This window comes from Sphingobium sp. C100 (assembly GCF_000508185.1).
GTDB lineage: Bacteria > Pseudomonadota > Alphaproteobacteria > Sphingomonadales > Sphingomonadaceae > Sphingobium.
Map to the genome: position 1 here is coordinate 1 of NZ_AYOY01000159.1, position 17873 is coordinate 17873.

Consider the following 17873-nt stretch of genomic DNA (forward strand, 5'->3'; position numbering starts at 1 on the left):
CCTTGCCGAACGCGCCGGAGAGGCCGTTGCCGGACCATGGCGTGCCGTGGCTGGTGACCAGCACGGTTTCGACACCGGGTTTGCGCTTGCGCGATTTCAGATCGTCCAGCAGCTGCTGGAGCGCGGGCAGGATCGGCATAACGACGCGGCGGCGTTTGCCCCGGCTCTTTTTGCGGGCGATGCGGCTGATGGCCACGTCACCGATTTCCGACCAGACAAGGCCGATCAGATCGGCGCGGCGCAGGCCTGTATGGGCGGCCAGTGCGGCGACGTCGCGCAGCGCCTGGTTCACCTTGTCATGGCTGTTCCAGGTGGCGAAGTCGTCATCGGTCCAGATGATCTCTGCGCGCTGGGCGCTGCGGTAGAGCGTGGGGATGCCGGCAGCGATGTTGACGGTCAGCTGGCCGCGCAGACGGCCGAATTCGAGCAGTCGCGCGAGCTGGGCGACCGCGATGTCGGCGGCACGTGGCGTTTGCGCCATGGCGTCGCGCCACTTCACCACCTGCGTCACCATGCGCGGGTCGCACCACAGGCGCAGCGGCACTTCCGTCCACTTGGCCTCGATCTTGTCGAGCGCCCTGCCCCATGTGTCGCGGGTCGAGGCTTCCAGTGATTTCCATTCCGGGCTGCTGCGATAGGATGTGGCGAGGCCGCCGATCGTGTTTTTGGGCACTGGCCTGGCCGCTTCCAGCGCGGCCGCTATCGCCTTCACATCATCCCGCGTGATGGTCGGCTTTTCACCGCCCTCGACCGTGCGGATGCGCGGGCCGCCGCGCCATGCGTAGATATAGTGGCGCACCGGCTTGCCCGGCTTGCGTGACGTGACGATGTGCACGCCCTCTACCCCAGTTTGCCGCTTTGCAGCCATTCCTCAAACTCATCCTTGGGCGCGGCGGCAGGAATCGCCGCGCGATCGAAAATGCGGATCGTGCCGTCCGGGCATATCTCAAGCCCGCCGGGGTTGATACCCATGGCCTCGGCCGCTTCCCGCGCATGACGGATCGCCACCTTGCCGGGATAATCGGCCTTTTGGCGCTGGCGCCGCCTGGGCATAGCGGCCGCGCTCATGCCGCCCTCGCCCGGTTAGCCGCGCGCACATGGCGGTTCACATAATAAGCGATGCCGGGGCGGCCGCTGACGGGCAGTTCGCGGCCATACCAGTCCAGCAGGTCGGCTATGCACCAATATTGTTCCCAGGCGGCCAGGAATGGCGCGGCTACGTCACCGAATCTGTCAGCCATGACGGCGATGGCCATGTCCTGCCGCCATGCTTCCCGCACGCTGCTGTCCGCCCGGTCGAAGGCGCGGCGCATCGCGCGTTCGGCGCGGCGGCGGCTTTCCTCCAGCGCGGCCAGCTTTTCCTCCAGCGTCGCCGGGGCGTCGTCGCGCCTGTCGAGCGTGACGACCCAGCGCCAGTCCGAAGCGATGGCCCGCCAGACGCGGATTTCCCGCTCCGCCTGATCGGCCGGGAGCTTGCCCGCCGCGATCAGCGCGGGATATTGCGCCTGGCGTCGTTCGACGGCGGCAGCGGCCTCCTGCGCCAGTGGGGCGTAGCGATCGAGGCCGGTCATGATCCCACCATGTCCCGGAACAAGATCGGTTCGATCGAGCCGTCGCCATTGACACGGTCGAGCCAAACCGCAGCGTTAGGTTCGTTGCCGTCCCATTTATCGGGATAGGTTTGCGCAGCGATCAGTTCGCGAATGCGCGCTTCCTCCTCATTATTGATGAGGTCGATCCGCGCCCGAAACTGGATGTCGAGGATCGTCGCCAGCGCTTGTTCGCGGGCGGTAAGCGTCAACGGCCCCATGCGTTGGGGGTTCTTGGCCAGACTGCCGTCCTTCAGCGTCTCAGCCCCGGCTTTTCGCAGGCGTTGGGCCGGCTCCCGCATCCAGCGATAGAGCGGCTTCAGTTCCTTGAGCGGTGCGAGGTGCGCCCACTCGGCCGTTCCGACCAAATAATCGAGCGCGGTGTCCCTTGCCGCCAGAGGGCAGCCGATGCAGCCGGTGCGGGCGTTGATTTCCTCCGCGTCGTCGCCGCCATAGGCGTCCGCCAGAATGCGCGTCGGCCAGCCCCCGAATTCGGGCTGCCCGGCATAGAATTTGAGCCAGTCCCAGACGATGCAGACCCGCCAGTGCAGTATCGGAGCGAGCGTCGCGATGCGGCCCCGCACGCCCCTGCTTTCGGGAAGGGCCTGCTGATACCAGCCCTGACCGCATTCCGCGCCATCCTTCGAACAGGACATTTCGATACGTCCGTCACGCACCGCGCTTTCGCCCTGCCTGACGCCCGTGATCATCAAGGCAGTGCCGGGCAAATCAGCTATGGCGGCGGCAAGAGCTTCGGCCATCGGCTCAACCTTGATCTGCCGCGTACACCAGCGAAGCGTGTTGTTGTTGGGCGGCGGTACGCCCCGGCCGAGAATGTATACCATGAAGCGCTTGTCGAGTGGCGCGCGCACGACGAAGACCTCGATCCAGTCGCGCTGACGCAGCAACGCCATCACCTGCTCAGCGGCGATCTGGATCGGCGGCAGTTCCTGTCGCGTGTCGGCATAGAAAACGAGCAATTTGGCTGGCCGTGGCAGTTCGCCCGCCTCGATCAAATGGATCATCAGGGTCAAGGTGGCCGTGCTGTCCTTACCGCCTGACCATGCAATGGCGACATGCGCATGGCGATCCCAGTAGGCGCGCAGGCTTTGCAACGTCAGCTCGATCGCTTCCTCGCTGACCATGCGGGCGCCGGCGGCGAAGAGGTTGTCGATCGCGGTCATGCGGCGACCCTTTCCGCTTCGGCGTTCAGGAGGCGGGCGTGGTTCATCGGTTGGCCGCCTCCAGCAAGACTTCGACGTGGCAATATTTCGTCGTGAGGGGGCACCAGCATTGGAGGTCATGGCCGCGCAGGCGGGGAAGCTCAGCGTCGAGGCGATTGCGCCAGTCGACCAGGGCGTTGATTTCCGGCTGGTTGAAACCGAGCCTTTCAAGGTCCGGAAGGGTCAGCTTGCGCTCGATCCAGCGGCGATAGAGCCGGACGGACCTGACGTGGCCGAAGCAATCGGCCCGGAAGGGGTTGCCCCGGATGGTGGGCCGCCCGCAATAGATGACGCCCTCGGGCGTCCGCGCGCCTCGCTTGCGGCTGCGTTGATGCCGTCGCGGTTTGCGTTGAGAGTTGATCGGGAGCGCGCAGCGCTCCCGATCCCTGATGCCAAAGGCCGCGTCCATCAGCCAGCGTCCAAGACCAGGACGGCCTTCAGGCACTCCACCATGCCGCGCGCGAGGCGCGTCATCCGCGCCCGACGAGTGGCGTCGGCGTCGGCGTCGGCGTAGGCGTCGGCGCCTGCGTCCCTAAGGATGGCCCGCCATTCTTCGACCGGGGCGCGGTCCCCGGCGAGGGCGCGCCGGTGCAGTGACTGGAGCTTGCGATGGGGTTCGGGGTCGCGCTTGCGTTCCTCACTGACCTCGATCGCCAGTGTCGTGACATGGTCCGCGTGCCAGCGATAAATGACATCGAACGGCACCTTGCCGCCAAGGCGCTTCAGTTCGGCATAGAATTCCAGACCCCACTGGCGGGCGTCGTCAAATTCCATCCGGTCGAAAAACCAGGGGACCATCTTCGCCAGCCAGCGCGGCATGACATCGGCGGGGCAAGCGGCCGGACCGTCAACCTCTTCCCCCAACACGCCGAGCGCGCAGGCGAGATTGCGGCCGTCCCGTTCCTCATGCCAATTGTCCTGGATCAGGCGATCTTCGTTGAACGCGGCTTCATAGCGCGCGAAAGCTTCCTCGGCCGTGGTGGCGAGCGTCATGGTCATTCTCCTTGCGGGGTGGTGGGGCCGTCGAGATAGCGCGTGACGGCGGCGTAGAATTGGGCTTCATCGTCGTCTTCCGGCCCGCCCTGCGCATCGATCGCGAGACGGATGGCGTCGGCCAGATTTTCGGCGACGGAAATGGCATAGGCGGTGCTGGCCATCTGGTTGCCCTCTCGGGCGAATTTCAGCAGTTCATAGACCGCCTCGATCGCGCGGGTGGCGGCGATCGTCGCCTTGGTCCGGCTCTCCACACCGGGGCCGACAACGGCCTCCAGCAGCATGGCGAGCGTATCGCGTTCGACCTGGCGCATCGTGCCCAACCCGACCTTATGGTCCAGGGCGGCGCGGGCATCCTCGATCGCATCGGCAACAGATCGTTCGAAGCTACTCACAGCGCCAGCCTCCGTTCGATCAGGTCGGCGGGCAGGCCGGTGATGCGCTCCAGCTCGGCGCGGAAGGCGTCGCGGGCGATGGACTGGTTTTCCAGTTCCTCGACATATTGGCCGACCGTCGTCGTATCGCCGGCGGTGCGCGCGGCGAGGCTGGCGACATGGCCCGACACCATTTCAAGGTGCAGGCCCGCCAGACCGAGAGAGGAGAGATGGGCGCTCATGCCGGATACACTCCGACCAGCGTGTCCTCGCCGCACAACTGACCATCGAGAAAATGCATTCCCGAAGTGCATGGGATGAACAGTTCGCCTGTGGGATCAACCTCGACGGTCAAGGTCGATCCAGCGGGGATACATGTGAAATCGCCATCGACTTCGACACGATCACCCGCTTTGAGCGATGAAAGGTGCGCATAGGCGCGACCGTTTTTGTCTGCGCCGCTCATGCCCAGATGGCCCAGGCGAAGAGCGCGACCGACAGCGTGAGCGCCAGGATCGACACGAGCATGTAGAGAAAGGCGGTGGCTTCCGCCTGCAAAGAGCGGTCAATCGCCGCCTGCTGCTCGGGTGAGAAATCGGAATAGGGCATGGGTGCCTCCCGTTGATGACGAGAGGCTGATTACGTTTTCCGTAATTAAACGTCAATACGGTTTTCGTAATTTCACTCAGGGATTGATGCCACCCTGGGATTATCCACAGGAAACAGGGTTTACCGGCTTGCTAGTCGTTCTTTTTTTGTTCCAGATTGAGCCGCTTGATTCGGAGGTCTCATGGAAGAAATTACGTGGTATCGCGCCCTGTGCTTCAACATGCCCGTAGGACCATGGCGCTCGTGCAGAGAGAGGGTGCGGCGCGATATGATCGCTCACGACCTTGGCAGTTATGATGAATGGGGAACTTTCTACGTCACGGTGCCGGGACAGATTGAGGTCCGGCGCGAACGGGTTCAGTCCAGAGCAGCCTGATCCGGCCTCATCGTGATCAGGATGACGCGGCCCACGATTTCATATTCCCGATCAGCAACAGGCACGACCACATGCTCTGGATTGTTAGAGCAAGGCACGAGGCGGGCAGGACGTTCGCGATATTGCTTGAAGGTGACATCGCCTTCACTGTTGCGCACAACGTACAGCCATTTATCGAACAGATCCCGATCTTCCGGGTCCACTATGATGGTCGCCCCGTTTTGCACAATCTTATCCATCGAATCGCCCGTCACCTTAAGCGCATAGGCTGAAATCGGCATACCTGGCTCAGGGGCAGGAATATATTGATGAGTCTTTCGGATCGCCTCTCTCCATGGTCCTGCCGGAACCTCTCCAAGGAGAGGAATAGAAGCTACCGGGAGCGCGTTAGGTGGGACGAATGGCCCGTCCCCTCCGCTTCCCGATAGACCCAGCCATTCTGCAAGCAACGACATTTCCTGCGACTGGATGCGGCGATCGCCCTTTAAAATCTCGCTTATGCGCGCCGGTGCGATCCTCAGATGCTCGGCAAGCCGTTTTTGCGGGAACTTTTTGGCGGCAATCTGCGCGCGCAATTCCGCGAGAAGTTGGTCATGGGTCAGCACCGCCAGACATTGCGAAAATCGTAAACCGGCGTCGATAACGAACATCGTAATTTTCCTCTTGCAAATTAATTACGGTTTTCGTAATTCGTGGCCATGGCTACTGCATCTGACATCATCGCCGCACTCGGAGGAACGAGTGCAGTCGCTCGCGAACTGGAGCTTTCACCCTCGACCGTATCGAGTTGGAAAGCCGGTGCCCGCATTCCGAAGTGGCGGATGCCAAGTATTCGGTCGCTTGCCGAACGGCAGGGCGTCGATCTGGAAACGGTTGCCGACACCAACACGCATACCGCCCCGACGGCCACCCCGTCATCCGGTAAAGGGGACGACTTTACCGCAGCGCAGCAAAGCGAGGCGGCGTGATGCGCGGTTCCCTGCGCACCCCAAAGGTTCAACTCGACCGCTCGCTCATCCGACCGGTCCAGGCCCAGCCCGTCAGCGAGGAGCACGACATGATCCGCGAGCGCATGAAAATCATACCCATGGGCGAACCGCTATCCATCAAGCCGAGCCGTTTCGCCTTCGTTCGGCGCATCGGTAGAACATTGTCGTTCAAGGCGCGCCGGATGGAAGGAGAGCGCGTCGCCCGCGCATCGGCCGTGCTTGCCGACCCGAACGCCTCCGCAGATGATCTGCGCGCTGCATTCCTGCGCGTGTCAGTGGCGCTGGAAGCAGAGATCGCCACGAGCATGGCGCTGAGCGTCGAACTTGCGGAGTTGCGACGTGAGATTCGTATGATCAATCAGCAGGGCGCTCAGTGATGGTCCTGATCGTGTATATGCCCTCATCCAGCAGGGCGGCGTCCACATTCAGTTCTTCCGACAGCAAATCCTGTCGCTGCGCCTCCACCCGGCGCAGGACGGCGTCGGTCAAGTCTGTTCCAAACCGATCCTGCAATTCCTGGAGGATCGCGATGCCCAAGTGGAAGCCGGTCACGGCCTCCACGTCGATACCGTTTGTAGGGTCTGCATCGCTCACATGCCATCTCCTTCGTGGTGAGTCTGCGCCCGCCACGATAGCCGAAAGGGGCGCGGCGGCAAGTTCCGGTCTGAATAACCGTTGCCGCGCCCCTGGAGGGCCAGCGTGATGGGGCGGACCGCCACCCTCTCCCCCGACCAGCAGGCGCTGAAAGCCGCGTTCAAGGCGCTGGCCAAGGCGTTTGGCGGGCAAGCCGCCGTGGAGGCCGAGACAGGCATCCGGCAGCAGGAGGTCAGCGATTATGGCCTGCCCAACGTTGCGCGCTTCGCGCCGATCGACCTGATCGACCATCTGGAGGATTGCACCCATGGCACGGCGGGCTGGCCGCATGTCACCAGCTGGCTGTGCCGGCGGCGCGGCGGCGTGTTCGTGCCGTTGCCGCTGGGCCGTGATGACGCCGACGGGATGATGCGCACGGTCGCCGAAATGGCGGCCGAGTTCGGCGACGTGTCGCGCGCGGTCGCCGATGCGGTGTGCCCGCACGGCCCGGACGGTGAGGAAGTCAATCCGACCGAGGCGCGGCGCGCGCTCGACGCGCTGGACGATCTGGACCGGGTTTCGGCCCAGCTTCGCCTGAAACTGGCCGCAAAAATCAAGGGAGAGTGCGCATGATCGACTTGTCCGGTTTTCGTCCGTTCAGCCTTGCGGCGTTCGACCGCGCGCTGACGCCCGGCATCTACGGACCCGCGCAGCTGATCACCGCCTGCCAGGTCAAGCAGATGGGGTTCGTCGATGCGCACGAGCCGAGCGCTGGCGCCTGGGCGCTGGCGTCCTGGCTGCTGGACCATCGCGACGGCATCGAGGGTGCGGCGCGGGCGGGCAGTCATCCACTGAACAGCGGGTCGCTGATCGAGCGCATATTGGCGGGCGACGTGGTGCCCGAAGAGACGTTCGCCACCGCCATCGCCGCCATGACGGACGGCGCGGTGCTGCCCGACATGTTCGCGCGGCCCATGCGCATGGCGCGCAGCGAGGAGACACCGGACGCGGCGGGCGGTGCGCCCCTATCCGCCGACGCGGACGGGAAGGCGCCGGAGGCGGGGGCGGTTTCCCCCTGTTCGTCCCCGGTTCCGGCGCCTTCACTCCCCCGCGCGCTGCCGGAAACTGATCGGTGCGCCTCTGCGAACACGCTGCCGGAAGTCGATCCTTGCGCCTCTGCGAACACGCTGCCGGAAGTCGATCCTTGCGCCTCTGCGAACACGCTGCCGGAAGTCGATCCTTGCGCCTCTGCGAACACGCTGCCGGAAGTCGATCCTTGCGCCTCTGCGAACACGCTGCCGGAAGTCGATCCTTGCGCCTCTGCGAACACGCTGCCGGAAGTCGATCCTTGCGCCTCTGCGAACACGCTGCCGGAAGTCGATCCTTGCGCCTCTGCGAACACGCTGCCGGAAGTCGATCCTTGCGCCTCTGCGAACACGCTGCCGGAAGTCGATCCTTGCGCCTCTGCGAACACGCTGCCGGAAGTCGATCCTTGCGCCTCTGCGAACACGCTGCCGGAAGTCGATCCTTGCGCCTCTGCGAACACGCTGCCGGAAGTCGATCCTTGCGCCTCTGCGAACACGCTGCCGGAAGTCGATCCTTGCGCCTCTGCGAACACGCTGCCGGAAGTCGATCCTTGCGCCTCTGCGAACACGCTGCCGGCGATGGGGGGGCTGGGCGGAGCGTTGCCGCCGGGTCGGCTGTTCCACCCGATCGCCGACAGCCGCTTTACCGATGGGTTCGTCCTGACCGGATGCGGCATAGCGCTGAACCTGGACGAAAGCACGGCAGCGGCGATGCGCGCCGCGATCGACGCAGGGCTGGACCATCTGCGCGCGCGGCGCGGCGGCGCGGCGAAGGCTGGCGACACCATGCGGAAGGTGGCGGCATGATCGCGCACAAGAGCCTGGTCATCAGCTGGCTGAAGAGCGCGAAGGCGGGCGAGACGATCGTCTATGCCCGCGCAACCTTCCTGCCGGTCCGGTCCGAAGTGGCGGCGCTGCTGCGCAAGGCGGCCGATGACGGCCATGTCGTGCTGTATCGCCAGCGGCGCATGGCCGGTCCGGGGGAAGAGAATTTCCGCTATGTCGCCAAGCGCACGGCCAGGCCGCTGCCGGGGCAGACATTTCTGGTGAAGGGGGTCAAGCCCCTGCCCGATCGTGCCGAGCGCAAGCCGCAGGACCAGCGCATCGAGGCGCGGGCGGCGCTGCAACGCGAGATCGCGCCGCAGGTGCGGGCGATGCTGGCCGAAGGGATGCGCAACGGCGCCGCCATCGCCCGCGAACTGGGCCTCTACAGCGCCGAGCCGGTGCATCATCTGATGCGGAGACTGGCGGCGTGAGCGACGGCACCAAGATCGAGTGGACCGACGCAACTGTGAACGCCATCAACGGCTGCACCGTCCTCTCGCCGGGCTGCACAAACTGCTATGCTATGCGGCTCGCCGGCACGCGGCTGAAGAACCATCCGACCCGCAAGGGCCTGACACGGGACAGCAAGGCCGGCCCGGTCTGGACGGGCGAGGTGCGGCTGAACGAAGAGCAACTGCTGCAACCGCTCCGGTGGAAACGTCCGCGGCGCATCTTCTGGAACGCGCATGGCGACATCTTCCATCCGGCCGTGCCTGACGCATGGATCGACCGCTGCTTCGCGGTCATGGCGTTGACCCCGCATCATATTCACCAGGTGCTGACCAAGCGTGCCGATCGGATGCGGGCGTTTGTTGCTAGCCTTGGGACTGTTGTGGAACGGGTGTTCTCTCCGCCTCACCACTGGCCTTCGTTGGCCGAACCTCATGCAGGTTTCTTCGTGATACTTGCCCCAACGGGATTACCGGCCCGGCTCGAATGGCCCCTCCCCAATGTCTGGCTGGGTGTGTCGGCCGAGGACCAGACCCGCGCCGACGGACGCATTCCCGACCTGCTGGCGACACCGGCCGCCGTGCGCTGGCTGTCCTGCGAACCGTTGCTGGGGCGGGTAGATATCGGCAAATGGATGCCGGGCAGCTATGAATGTGCCGAAGAATGTGGATGGCGGTCGTCGTCCGCGCCTGATGATGAAGTATGTCATCATTGCGGGTGGATTGGCACGAATGCCGGCGAGTTTTGCAACAAATGTGGCCATCAAGATTTCGGACATGTTTGCCCTCGGTGCGAAGCCAACGCTGTTCATCAGCATCCCGATACTCCTAATCTCGACTGGGTCGTTGTTGGCGGCGAAAGCGGCCCCGGCAGCCGACCGATGCATGATAGCTGGGCACGTAGCCTGCGCGACCAGTGCACCGATGCCGGCGCGCCGTTCTTCTTCAAACAATGGGGTCAATGGCTCCCATCAGGCCAGATGACAGCCGATGGCAAGGTCTGGGCGACTGGCTGCGGACATCCTCTACATGCCGTCAAGTCCATGACGGGACGCTATCTCGACGGCAATCTGCATGACGCCATGCCGCAGGTGCCGGCGTGAGGCACAATAGCGCCTTGAAGGCCAGCACGGCCGCGCAGCCGCTCGACTATCTCGACTTCATCCGGGCCAAGATCATCACCCTGCCGCCGCTGGGACTGCCCATCGCGGCCAATGATGTGCATCCGACGTTGAAACCGCATCAGCAGATGCTGGTGCGATGGGCCGTCGAGGGCGGCCGTCGCGCGATCTTTGCCGCGTTCGGGTTGGGCAAGTCGCTGATGCAGCTGGAGATCATGCGACAGCTTGGCCAGCAGCTGGGCGGGCGACAACTGATCGTCGTGCCGTTGACCGTGCTGATCGAGTTCAAGCGCGATGCCGCCCTGCTGGGCCTTGATCCGATCTTCATCCGCAGCACGGCCGATATGGCGCTGCACGCCGACCGGCCTGGCGGCGCGCTATACCTGACCAACTATGAATCTGTCCGCGATGGCAAGATCGACCTGACCCTGTTCAATGCCGCATCTCTGGATGAAGCATCCTGCCTGCGCGGGTTCGGCGGGACCAAGACGTTCCGCGAGTTCATGCGCCTGTTCGACGGGATGCAATATAAGTTCGTGGCCACGGCCACGCCATCGCCCAACGACTATATTGAGCTGCTGGCCTATGCCGCCTTCCTGGAGATCATGGACGTCGGGCAGGCGAAGACCCGGTTTTTCCGGCGCAACAGCGAGAAGGCCGACGAGTTGACCATCCATCCCCACAAGGAGGATGAATTCTGGTTGTGGGTCAATAGCTGGGCCGCCTTCGTGCAGCGGCCGAGCGACCTGGGCTTTTCCGATGCGGGCTATGAACTGCCCGAGATCGACGTGCGATGGCATGAAGTTCCATCGGACCATAGCGACGCCGGCGCTGACAAGGGCGGCCAGGGTTTGCTGCTGAAGAAGGATGCGATCGGCATTGTCGATGCGTCGCGGGAGAAACGCGAAAGCCTGGACGCGCGCATCACCAAGATGATGGCGTTGCGGGCCGAAGACCCGCATGCGCATCGCATCATCTGGCACGATCTGGAGCGCGAGCGCGAGGCGATAGAGCGGGCCATCCCCAATGTCGCCTCCATCTACGGCGCGCAGCCGCTGGACGAGCGCGAGCGGCGCATCATCGCTTTTTCCGATGGCGAGGTTCAGGAGCTGGCGGCCAAGCCAGTGCTTGCCGGCAGCGGCTGTAATTTCCAGCGCCATTGCTGGTGGGCGATCTTCCTGGGCATCGGGTTCAAGTTCAACGACTTCATCCAGGCCATTCACCGCATCCAGCGCTTCCTGCAAACCCACCAGGTGCGCATCGACCTGATCTATTCAGAGGCGGAGCGCGCGGTGCGGCGCGTGCTGGAAGGCAAATGGGCGCGGCACAAGGCGATGGTCGCGCGCATGAGCGAGATCATCCGCACCTATGGCCTGGGCCTGACCGGCGCGCGCGACGTGCTGGCCCGGACGGTGACAGCCAAGCCCGCGTTCGAATGCGCCGAGGGGCCAGACTGGACAGTGTGGGAAGGCGACACCGTCATCCAGACCGCGCAGATGGGCAGCGACAGCGTCGGCCTGATCGTCACCAGCGTGCCGTTCGGGACGCAGTATGAATATTCGCCGAGCTATAATGATTTCGGCCATACCGACGACAGCGATCATTTCTTCGCGCAGATGGACTATCTGACGCCTGAATTGCTGCGGGTGTTGCAGCCGGGCCGCCGTCTGGCCGTGCATGTGAAGGACCGTGTCGTGCCCAGCGGCATGACCGGCCTGGGCTTCCGCACGATCGAGCCCTTCCATGCGCGCTGCATCGACCATTATCGCCGGCATGGCTTCGCCTATCTGGGCATGGTGACGATCGTCACCGACGTGGTGCGGGAGAATGCCGGCACCTATCGCCTGGGCTGGACGGAGCAGTGCAAGGATGCGTCGGGCATGGGCGTGGGCCTGCCTGAATATCTGCTGCTGTTCCGCAAGCCGCCGACCGATCGAAGCAATGGCTATGCCGACACGCCGGTGACGAAGGGCAAGCCGATGGTCGAATATGTCGACGACGAGGATGGGCCGATCGAGCCAGAGCCATGGGATGATGGCGCGGTCAAGGCCATGAAGGCGCGTCCCGTGCCCGGCACCGGCTATTCTCGCGCGCGCTGGCAGACCGACGCGGCGGGTTATTGGCGGTCGAGCGGCAACCGCACGCTGCTTCCCGAGGATCTGGCGGGACTGCCCTGGGACAGCGTCTATCAGCGCGTGCGCGCGTGGAGCTGGGCCACGGTCTATAATCATGAGGGGCATGTCGCGCTGATGGAAGCGGCAGAGGCCCGCTGGTCGCTGCCTACCGATTTCGCGCTGATGCCGGTGCAGAGCTGGCATCCCGAGGTGTGGACCGACGTCGCCCGCATGTATGGCGCGAACACGATGCAGTCCGCCAAGGGGCGCGAACAGCATCTGTGCCCCCTGCCATTCGACATCGTCGATCGCGCGATCAAGGGATGGAGCAACCCCGGCGACCTCATCTACGACCCGTTTGGCGGCCTGATGACGGTGCCGCTGCGCGCGGTAAAACATGGGCGACGCGGCGCGGCGAGCGAGCTTAATCCGGGCTATTTCGCCGACGGCGTCAGCCTGTTGCGTGAGCAGGATGCCGGGAGAGCCACGGGCGACCTGTTCAGCCTGCTCGACATGGGCGAGGCGGCATGAACGCGCGCGCCGTGCGCTGCAATTGCGGGCGAATGCCGGGACTGCGGTCGCGGATATTGGACGGCGACAGCGTTTCGACCTGGGTCGAGTGCCCCGGTTGCCGCCGCGCCGGCGCGGAAGCGATCGACAGCGCGCGGGACGACGGCGCGGCAATCGCCCACTGGAATGATGGCAAGGGGAGGAACTGGTGAAAGCGCTATCACTTTGGCAACCATGGGCATCGGCCATCGCACTGGGTCACAAGCGCATAGAGACGCGGCATTGGTCCACTGGCTATCGCGGTCTGATCGCCATCCATGCAGCGAAGCGGTGGACAGCGGATGAACGTGATTTTGCTTCGGTCGAGCATACGCTCGGGCGATTGCCAGCGAAGCTTCCGCTTGGCGCTGTGGTCGCGACCGCCATGCTGGTGTCCATCAGGCGGTCGGAGGATCTGGTCGATACGATCGGCCCGATCGAGCGACTATATGGAAATTATGCGCCGAAAGATGTCCGCCCCCTTCCGGTTCCTTTCCCATGTATCGGTCGGCAAGGCCTGTTCGAAATCGATATGCCGGATGATGTCTACGCCGTCATTCAGCAATCCGCACAGGGGGCGCTGCTATGACCGCCTGCATCAACAAAACCATGCTCTGCGGCTTTCTGGGCGAGGATCCGCGCAGCGCCGACCTGCCCGGCGGCGGATCGGTCGTATCGCTGCGCCTGGCCACGACCGAATTTTGGAAGACGGCCGATAATCAGCGCAAGTCCGCGACCGAATGGCACAATGTCGCGATCTTCAACGAGGCGCTGGGGAAGCTGGCCATGTCCTATCTGCGCAAGGGCAGCGCCGTCTATGTCGAGGGGCAGTTGCGGCACCGCAAATATACCGATCGCCAGGGCGTGGAGCGCCGGATCGCGGAGATCGTGCTGCCCAAGGGGCGCGGCGAGCTGAAGCTGATGGACACGCGCCAGGACGATGCCGCGCGCCGCGAGGATAGCGGCCGGGATCGCGCGGCGGGCGGCAGCGGCGACGACCTGGACGATCATGTGCCATTCTGACGCCCGCGCGGGCCGACGGCGCCCGTCCTGACGCCAGCATCCTGAAGACCGATTGACCGGGGCGGACATCGCCGCCGCCGGGGGGAATTTTACGACTGTGAGCCAATCCGCACCGATATTGTCACCGCTGGGCCAGGCCGCGCTGAGCTATGCCCGGCGCGGGTGGCCGGTGTTTCCGTGCCGCGAGCGGGACTTCGATCTGACGAAGGGCAATGGCGAGACTATCACGCTGAAGGCCAAGGCCCCCTATGGCGGGTCAGGCGTCAAGGATGCGACGCGCGACGAAGAGGTCATCAAGGCGTGGTGGCGACGCTGGCCCGACGCGATGATCGGGCTGGCGATGGGCCATAATGGCCTGTTCGCGCTGGATTTCGACCCGCGCACCGACGATGAGACGGGCGAGGTTTTCACGCTGGAGACGCTGAAAGCCGCGTTGGTCGAGCAGATGGGGTGCGACCTGCCCCGCAGCCTGACCGCCATGACGCAGAGCGATGGGGTGCATGTCTATCTGTTGCAGCCGCAGGACGGCGGCGAGCCGATCCGCAATCGCGGCAACCTGCCCCGGCATGTCGATGTGCGCGGCCTGGGCGGCTATGTCATCGCGCCGCCCTCGATCCTCTATCGCGCGGATGGGAGCGAAGGCCGCTATAGCTGGCTGTCGAACCGGCATGACGATCCGGCCGAGGCGCCGGCGGCGCTGGTCGAGATTTTGCGGTCGCGCGCCAGGAAGACGCGGGCCGACACCGATCGGCCGCCAGCGCGATCATCCGGCGCGGCCGAGCCGGTGGCCCCGTCCGGCAAGCCCGCCGATGTCGGCCAGGCCGAATATGACGCCATCCGCAAATATGGGCTTTCGGCGCTGGATGCCGAATGCCGGGCCGTGCGATCGGCCAAGACGGGATCGCGCAACGACCAGCTGAACGAAAGCGCGCTGAAAATCGCGTCGCTGACCGTATCGACGCCCTTCCCCGCGCTGGACGCCCGTTTCGCCCGATCGGCGATCGAGGCGGCCGCGCGCGACAATCCCGGCGACGATGACGATCGCCAGCTCGACGCCACGATCAACAGCGGATGGACCGCCGGGGAGGATACGCCCCGCGACCTGACCGACATCGCGACGCGCGCGCGCCAGCGCGCGGCGCGGCCGCATCGTTCCCCCCGCTCTTCCGCCTCCGCTCCTCCCCCTTCGACTGATTATGGCGAGCCAAGCTCCCAAGCGGGAGGGGAAGGCGGCATAGCCTGTGCAAAGGGGGCGGGGGCGGCCGCAGATGAGGCTGTGACGCTGGAATGCGCGCGCTACCCGATGACGGACCTGGGCAATCTGGAGCGCTTCATGGCGCGTTGCGGCCATGATTTCCTGTGTGTGGCGGCGTGGGCGGAAAGCAGTTCGTCGCCCGGCTATATCGCGTGGGACGGCACCCGCTGGAACCGGAGCATGGCCGACGCCCTGTTCGGCATCGCCGCGCAGAAGATGGTGCGCAGCATCCAGGACGAAGCCGATCTGATCCGCGCGAGCGGCGTGCCCTTCCCGCCCGAAGAGGGCGATATTCCCGAGCATGAGGATGATCGCCCGGAAGACGCCGAGGACGAAGCGGCGCAGAGCGACCCCGGCTGGGCGGAGAAACAGTTCATCAAGGCCGAAGAGAAGCGACAGGCCCGGCGCAGCGCCATGTGGTATCTGCAACGCAGCCTTGCCCGCAAGAATCGGCACGACGGGCCGCGTCACGACTATATCGTCCAGGTCAAGAGCAATGGTGACATCGTCCTCTTTTCCGACAAGCTGGCCGCATGGGGCCGCACGTCGGAGAGCAGCGGCCATATCGAGTGCCTGCGCAAGCTGGCGCCGCCGCGCCTGTCGGCCCGGCCGGAGGAGTTCGACGCCGATCCGCTGGCGCTGAACGTCCAGAACGGGACGCTGGTGTTCCATCGGCCAGACGTCGGCCCGGATGGTCGGAACCTGCCTGCGCGCGTCGAGCTGCGCGAGCATCGGCGCGACGACAGGATTACCAAGATCGCACGGGCGGCCTATGAACCCGGCGCGCCCTGCCCGCAATTTGACGGCTTTCTGACGCAGGTGCAGCCGGCGGCCGATATGCGCGAATGGCTGATGCGCTGGTCGGGCTATAATGCGCTGGGCATCGCCGACGCGCAGGTGATGGCGCTGTTCTATGGCGAAGGTTCGAACGGCAAGGGCGTATGGGTGCAGACCCATGCCCATATACTGGGCGACTATGCCTGGGCGACCGGCATCGAGACGTTCATGGACAGCGGCTTCAAGCGCAATGGTGGCGGCCCTTCGCCCCATCTGGCCGCTCTGGCCGGGCGGCGCATGGTCTATGCCAACGAACCGGAGGATAACAGCAAGTTTTCCGACGGGCTGGTCAAATCGCTGACGTCCGACGAGCCGATCGGCGGCGTGCGCGAGCTTTATGGTCCGGCCTTCGAATTGCTGATCACCTTCACCAACACGGTGATGGCGAACAACCTGCCCCGGATCGGCACCGATTTCGGCATCCGGCGGCGTATGCAGGTGGTCCCATGGACCATCATCATCGCCAAGGAAGATCAGGATCCGTTGCTCAAGGCGAAATTGCGCGCCGAAATGTCGGGCATCCTCAACCGGATGATCGAAGGCGCGCTCGCCTATCTGACCGACGGGCTGACCATGCCCGACGCCATGGTCGAGGCGACGCAGGCCTATCATGAGGATAACGACCTGCTGGGCCAGTTCCTGACCAAATGCGTCGCCCGCGAGCCGGGCAGCACGGTCGGATCGACGCCGCTGCACGATTTGTTCGTGGCCTGGCAGACATGGTCGGAGAACCTGCCGCAAAACGGAAATTCTTGGTCCAAGAAGAAGCTGCGCGCCGAAATGGAGCGCAAGAGCTTCAAGATCGCCAAGTCCAGTTCGATGAAATGGCATGACATCGTGCTGCGATATGATCCGATCGACTTTGTGGAGGATGGCAAGACGGTTCAGCGCGACCTGCCGCCGCCCCGGCATCCCGACATGCCCAGCGCCGGCGCGCCGCTTGGTGCGCCAGCGTCGCCGCCGGTGGCCGAGGCGCCCCCCGTTCCCCCCTCGCCGCTGCCGCCGACGACGTTTGACGATGATGATTTGCCGCCCTGATCCTCCCTCACTCCCTCCGCTGGGAGGATGGGCCTAGCCCGTTTTCCGCAGATTTCCGCAGCTTTGGGAGCTTCGGGGAGCTTGGGAGGGAAAATGCTCAAAGTCCACGGATGCGCGCACGCACGCGCGTGACACATGCGCGCAGGCGCGCGCGAACTTTACAGGATATTCCTCCCATGCTCCCATCTGACAACGATCCTATTGATATTATTACTGTTCTTCCTCCCATATCTCCCTCCCAAGAGAGGGAGGAAGGGAGGATGTATAGTTTTGCCGATGTGGAAGAGCGCCTGATCGAAGCGATGCTGGTGATGCGGCGGCTGTCCGACCGGGAAGCGGGCTGGTTGCGGGTGAAGGCCAGTTGGCCCGACATCGTGCGGGAGCGGGAAGCGGGCGATTATGATGCGCGCGGCTACCTGGGCAACAGCAGCGACATTCCGATCAAGCCCCTGCCCGCCACACGCCGCGACGTCGATCAGATGGAGCAGGCGTTCGGATGGGTGATGGCGGCGCGGCCCGAGGACCGGCGGCTGATCGCGCTGGCCATCGGGGCGCTGGCGCGGGGCGACAAGCAGGTGCCGTGGATGCGCCTGCGCAAGCCGATGGGCATCAAGCTGGGCGCCAACGGCCTGCGAATGCGGTATGGGCGGGCCATGCATCTGGTGACGAAAGCCGCAAACGCGCAGAAAAGCGCGGAGTTGGCATGTCAAACGCTATAAGTTGAGGTCGGCAAATTATGTTTGTGCGCATCTCGGGCCATTTCAGCCTATAGATATCTACGCTTGGGGCAGGCCTGTAGGTTGGTCGCGGCATCCACTCCTCACCTTGCAGCGCCCCGCCTGGCCCCTTGC

At 64.5% G+C, this 17873-nt stretch carries 24 protein-coding genes; 12 read left to right on the forward strand and 12 right to left on the reverse strand.

What is annotated here, in order from left to right:
• From C100_RS39190 to C100_RS47935, 11 genes are all read right to left on the reverse strand, one after another.
• A partial coding sequence (locus tag C100_RS39190; RefSeq protein WP_161633923.1) for a hypothetical protein occupies nt 1–868 on the reverse strand: 868 nt, incomplete at its 3' end.
• The gene (locus C100_RS39195) at nt 841–1068 is read right to left on the reverse strand and encodes a hypothetical protein (protein ID WP_024020574.1); all 228 of its coding nucleotides are present in this window, start codon (nt 1066–1068) and stop codon (nt 841–843) included. The genes C100_RS39190 and C100_RS39195, both read right to left, overlap by 28 nt.
• Nucleotides 1065–1571, reverse strand: a complete 507-nt coding sequence (locus C100_RS39200; RefSeq protein ID WP_024020575.1) for a hypothetical protein — start codon at nt 1569–1571, stop codon at nt 1065–1067. Before C100_RS39200 ends, C100_RS39195 begins: the two co-directional genes overlap by 4 nt.
• Nucleotides 1568–2773: a phosphoadenosine phosphosulfate reductase domain-containing protein gene (locus tag C100_RS39205; protein WP_024020576.1), complete on the reverse strand. Its 1206-nt coding sequence runs from the start codon at nt 2771–2773 to the stop codon at nt 1568–1570. The genes C100_RS39200 and C100_RS39205 overlap by 4 nt, the downstream gene beginning before the upstream one ends.
• A 43-nt stretch (nt 2774–2816) precedes the next feature.
• A complete protein-coding gene (locus C100_RS0124885) occupies nt 2817–3221 on the reverse strand; it encodes a DUF4326 domain-containing protein (protein WP_084625422.1) in 405 nt (134 codons plus the stop codon).
• Nucleotides 3221–3805, reverse strand: coding sequence for a hypothetical protein (locus C100_RS39210; RefSeq protein WP_031309777.1), 585 nt, complete (start codon nt 3803–3805; stop codon nt 3221–3223). Before C100_RS39210 ends, C100_RS0124885 begins: the two co-directional genes overlap by 1 nt.
• 2 nt (nt 3806–3807) lie before the next feature.
• The gene (locus C100_RS39215) at nt 3808–4200 is read right to left on the reverse strand and encodes a hypothetical protein (RefSeq protein ID WP_024020578.1); all 393 of its coding nucleotides are present in this window, start codon (nt 4198–4200) and stop codon (nt 3808–3810) included.
• Complete coding sequence (locus C100_RS0124890; protein WP_031309778.1) at nt 4197–4421, reverse strand: hypothetical protein; 225 nt, start codon at nt 4419–4421, stop codon at nt 4197–4199. Before C100_RS0124890 ends, C100_RS39215 begins: the two co-directional genes overlap by 4 nt.
• Nucleotides 4418–4645, reverse strand: coding sequence for a hypothetical protein (locus tag C100_RS39220; protein ID WP_024020580.1), 228 nt, complete (start codon nt 4643–4645; stop codon nt 4418–4420). The genes C100_RS0124890 and C100_RS39220 overlap by 4 nt, the downstream gene beginning before the upstream one ends.
• Nucleotides 4642–4788 (reverse strand): hypothetical protein, encoded by a 147-nt coding sequence (locus C100_RS48640; RefSeq protein ID WP_024020581.1) that lies wholly within the window; start codon nt 4786–4788, stop codon nt 4642–4644. Before C100_RS48640 ends, C100_RS39220 begins: the two co-directional genes overlap by 4 nt.
• 357 nt (nt 4789–5145) lie before the next feature.
• On the reverse strand, nt 5146–5814 hold the full coding sequence (locus tag C100_RS47935; protein WP_084625423.1) for a LexA family protein: 669 nt from the start codon (nt 5812–5814) through the stop codon (nt 5146–5148).
• 48 nt (nt 5815–5862) lie between these two features.
• Here C100_RS47935 and C100_RS48325 point away from each other — a divergent pair, with 48 nt between their 5' ends.
• Both C100_RS48325 and C100_RS39230 read left to right on the forward strand, forming a co-directional pair.
• Nucleotides 5863–6132, forward strand: coding sequence for a carph-isopro domain-containing protein (locus C100_RS48325; RefSeq protein WP_152536483.1), 270 nt, complete (start codon nt 5863–5865; stop codon nt 6130–6132).
• Nucleotides 6132–6530 carry a hypothetical protein gene (locus C100_RS39230; protein ID WP_024020585.1) on the forward strand — a complete coding sequence of 133 codons (399 nt, stop codon included), beginning with the start codon at nt 6132–6134 and terminating at the stop codon, nt 6528–6530. Before C100_RS48325 ends, C100_RS39230 begins: the two co-directional genes overlap by 1 nt.
• On the opposite strand, the gene C100_RS39235 is transcribed toward C100_RS39230, so the two are convergent.
• Nucleotides 6508–6747 carry a hypothetical protein gene (locus tag C100_RS39235; RefSeq protein WP_031309780.1) on the reverse strand — a complete coding sequence of 80 codons (240 nt, stop codon included), beginning with the start codon at nt 6745–6747 and terminating at the stop codon, nt 6508–6510. The genes C100_RS39230 and C100_RS39235 overlap by 23 nt on opposite strands.
• A 105-nt stretch (nt 6748–6852) precedes the next feature.
• On the opposite strand from C100_RS39235, the gene C100_RS39240 reads away from it, so the two are divergent.
• From C100_RS39240 to C100_RS0124905, 10 genes are all read left to right on the forward strand, one after another.
• The gene (locus tag C100_RS39240) at nt 6853–7359 is read left to right on the forward strand and encodes a hypothetical protein (RefSeq protein ID WP_152536484.1); all 507 of its coding nucleotides are present in this window, start codon (nt 6853–6855) and stop codon (nt 7357–7359) included.
• Nucleotides 7356–8618: a hypothetical protein gene (locus C100_RS47575; protein WP_024020588.1), complete on the forward strand. Its 1263-nt coding sequence runs from the start codon at nt 7356–7358 to the stop codon at nt 8616–8618. The genes C100_RS39240 and C100_RS47575 overlap by 4 nt, the downstream gene beginning before the upstream one ends.
• Nucleotides 8615–9067, forward strand: a complete 453-nt coding sequence (locus C100_RS39250; RefSeq protein WP_024020589.1) for a hypothetical protein — start codon at nt 8615–8617, stop codon at nt 9065–9067. Before C100_RS47575 ends, C100_RS39250 begins: the two co-directional genes overlap by 4 nt.
• Nucleotides 9064–10188, forward strand: a complete 1125-nt coding sequence (locus C100_RS39255; RefSeq protein WP_024020590.1) for a phage Gp37/Gp68 family protein — start codon at nt 9064–9066, stop codon at nt 10186–10188. The genes C100_RS39250 and C100_RS39255 overlap by 4 nt, the downstream gene beginning before the upstream one ends.
• Nucleotides 10185–12851, forward strand: coding sequence for a DNA methyltransferase (locus C100_RS39260; protein WP_052028322.1), 2667 nt, complete (start codon nt 10185–10187; stop codon nt 12849–12851). Before C100_RS39255 ends, C100_RS39260 begins: the two co-directional genes overlap by 4 nt.
• Nucleotides 12848–13042: a hypothetical protein gene (locus C100_RS39265; protein WP_024020592.1), complete on the forward strand. Its 195-nt coding sequence runs from the start codon at nt 12848–12850 to the stop codon at nt 13040–13042. Before C100_RS39260 ends, C100_RS39265 begins: the two co-directional genes overlap by 4 nt.
• On the forward strand, nt 13039–13458 hold the full coding sequence (locus C100_RS47580; RefSeq protein WP_024020593.1) for an ASCH domain-containing protein: 420 nt from the start codon (nt 13039–13041) through the stop codon (nt 13456–13458). The genes C100_RS39265 and C100_RS47580 overlap by 4 nt, the downstream gene beginning before the upstream one ends.
• Nucleotides 13455–13892: a single-stranded DNA-binding protein gene (locus C100_RS39275; protein ID WP_024020594.1), complete on the forward strand. Its 438-nt coding sequence runs from the start codon at nt 13455–13457 to the stop codon at nt 13890–13892. The genes C100_RS47580 and C100_RS39275 overlap by 4 nt, the downstream gene beginning before the upstream one ends.
• Nucleotides 13893–13989: 97 nt before the next feature.
• Nucleotides 13990–17022 (forward strand): phage/plasmid primase, P4 family, encoded by a 3033-nt coding sequence (locus C100_RS39280; RefSeq protein WP_161633924.1) that lies wholly within the window; start codon nt 13990–13992, stop codon nt 17020–17022.
• 260 nt (nt 17023–17282) lie between these two features.
• Complete coding sequence (locus C100_RS0124905; protein WP_152536485.1) at nt 17283–17741, forward strand: hypothetical protein; 459 nt, start codon at nt 17283–17285, stop codon at nt 17739–17741.
• Nucleotides 17742–17873 lie beyond the last annotated feature (132 nt).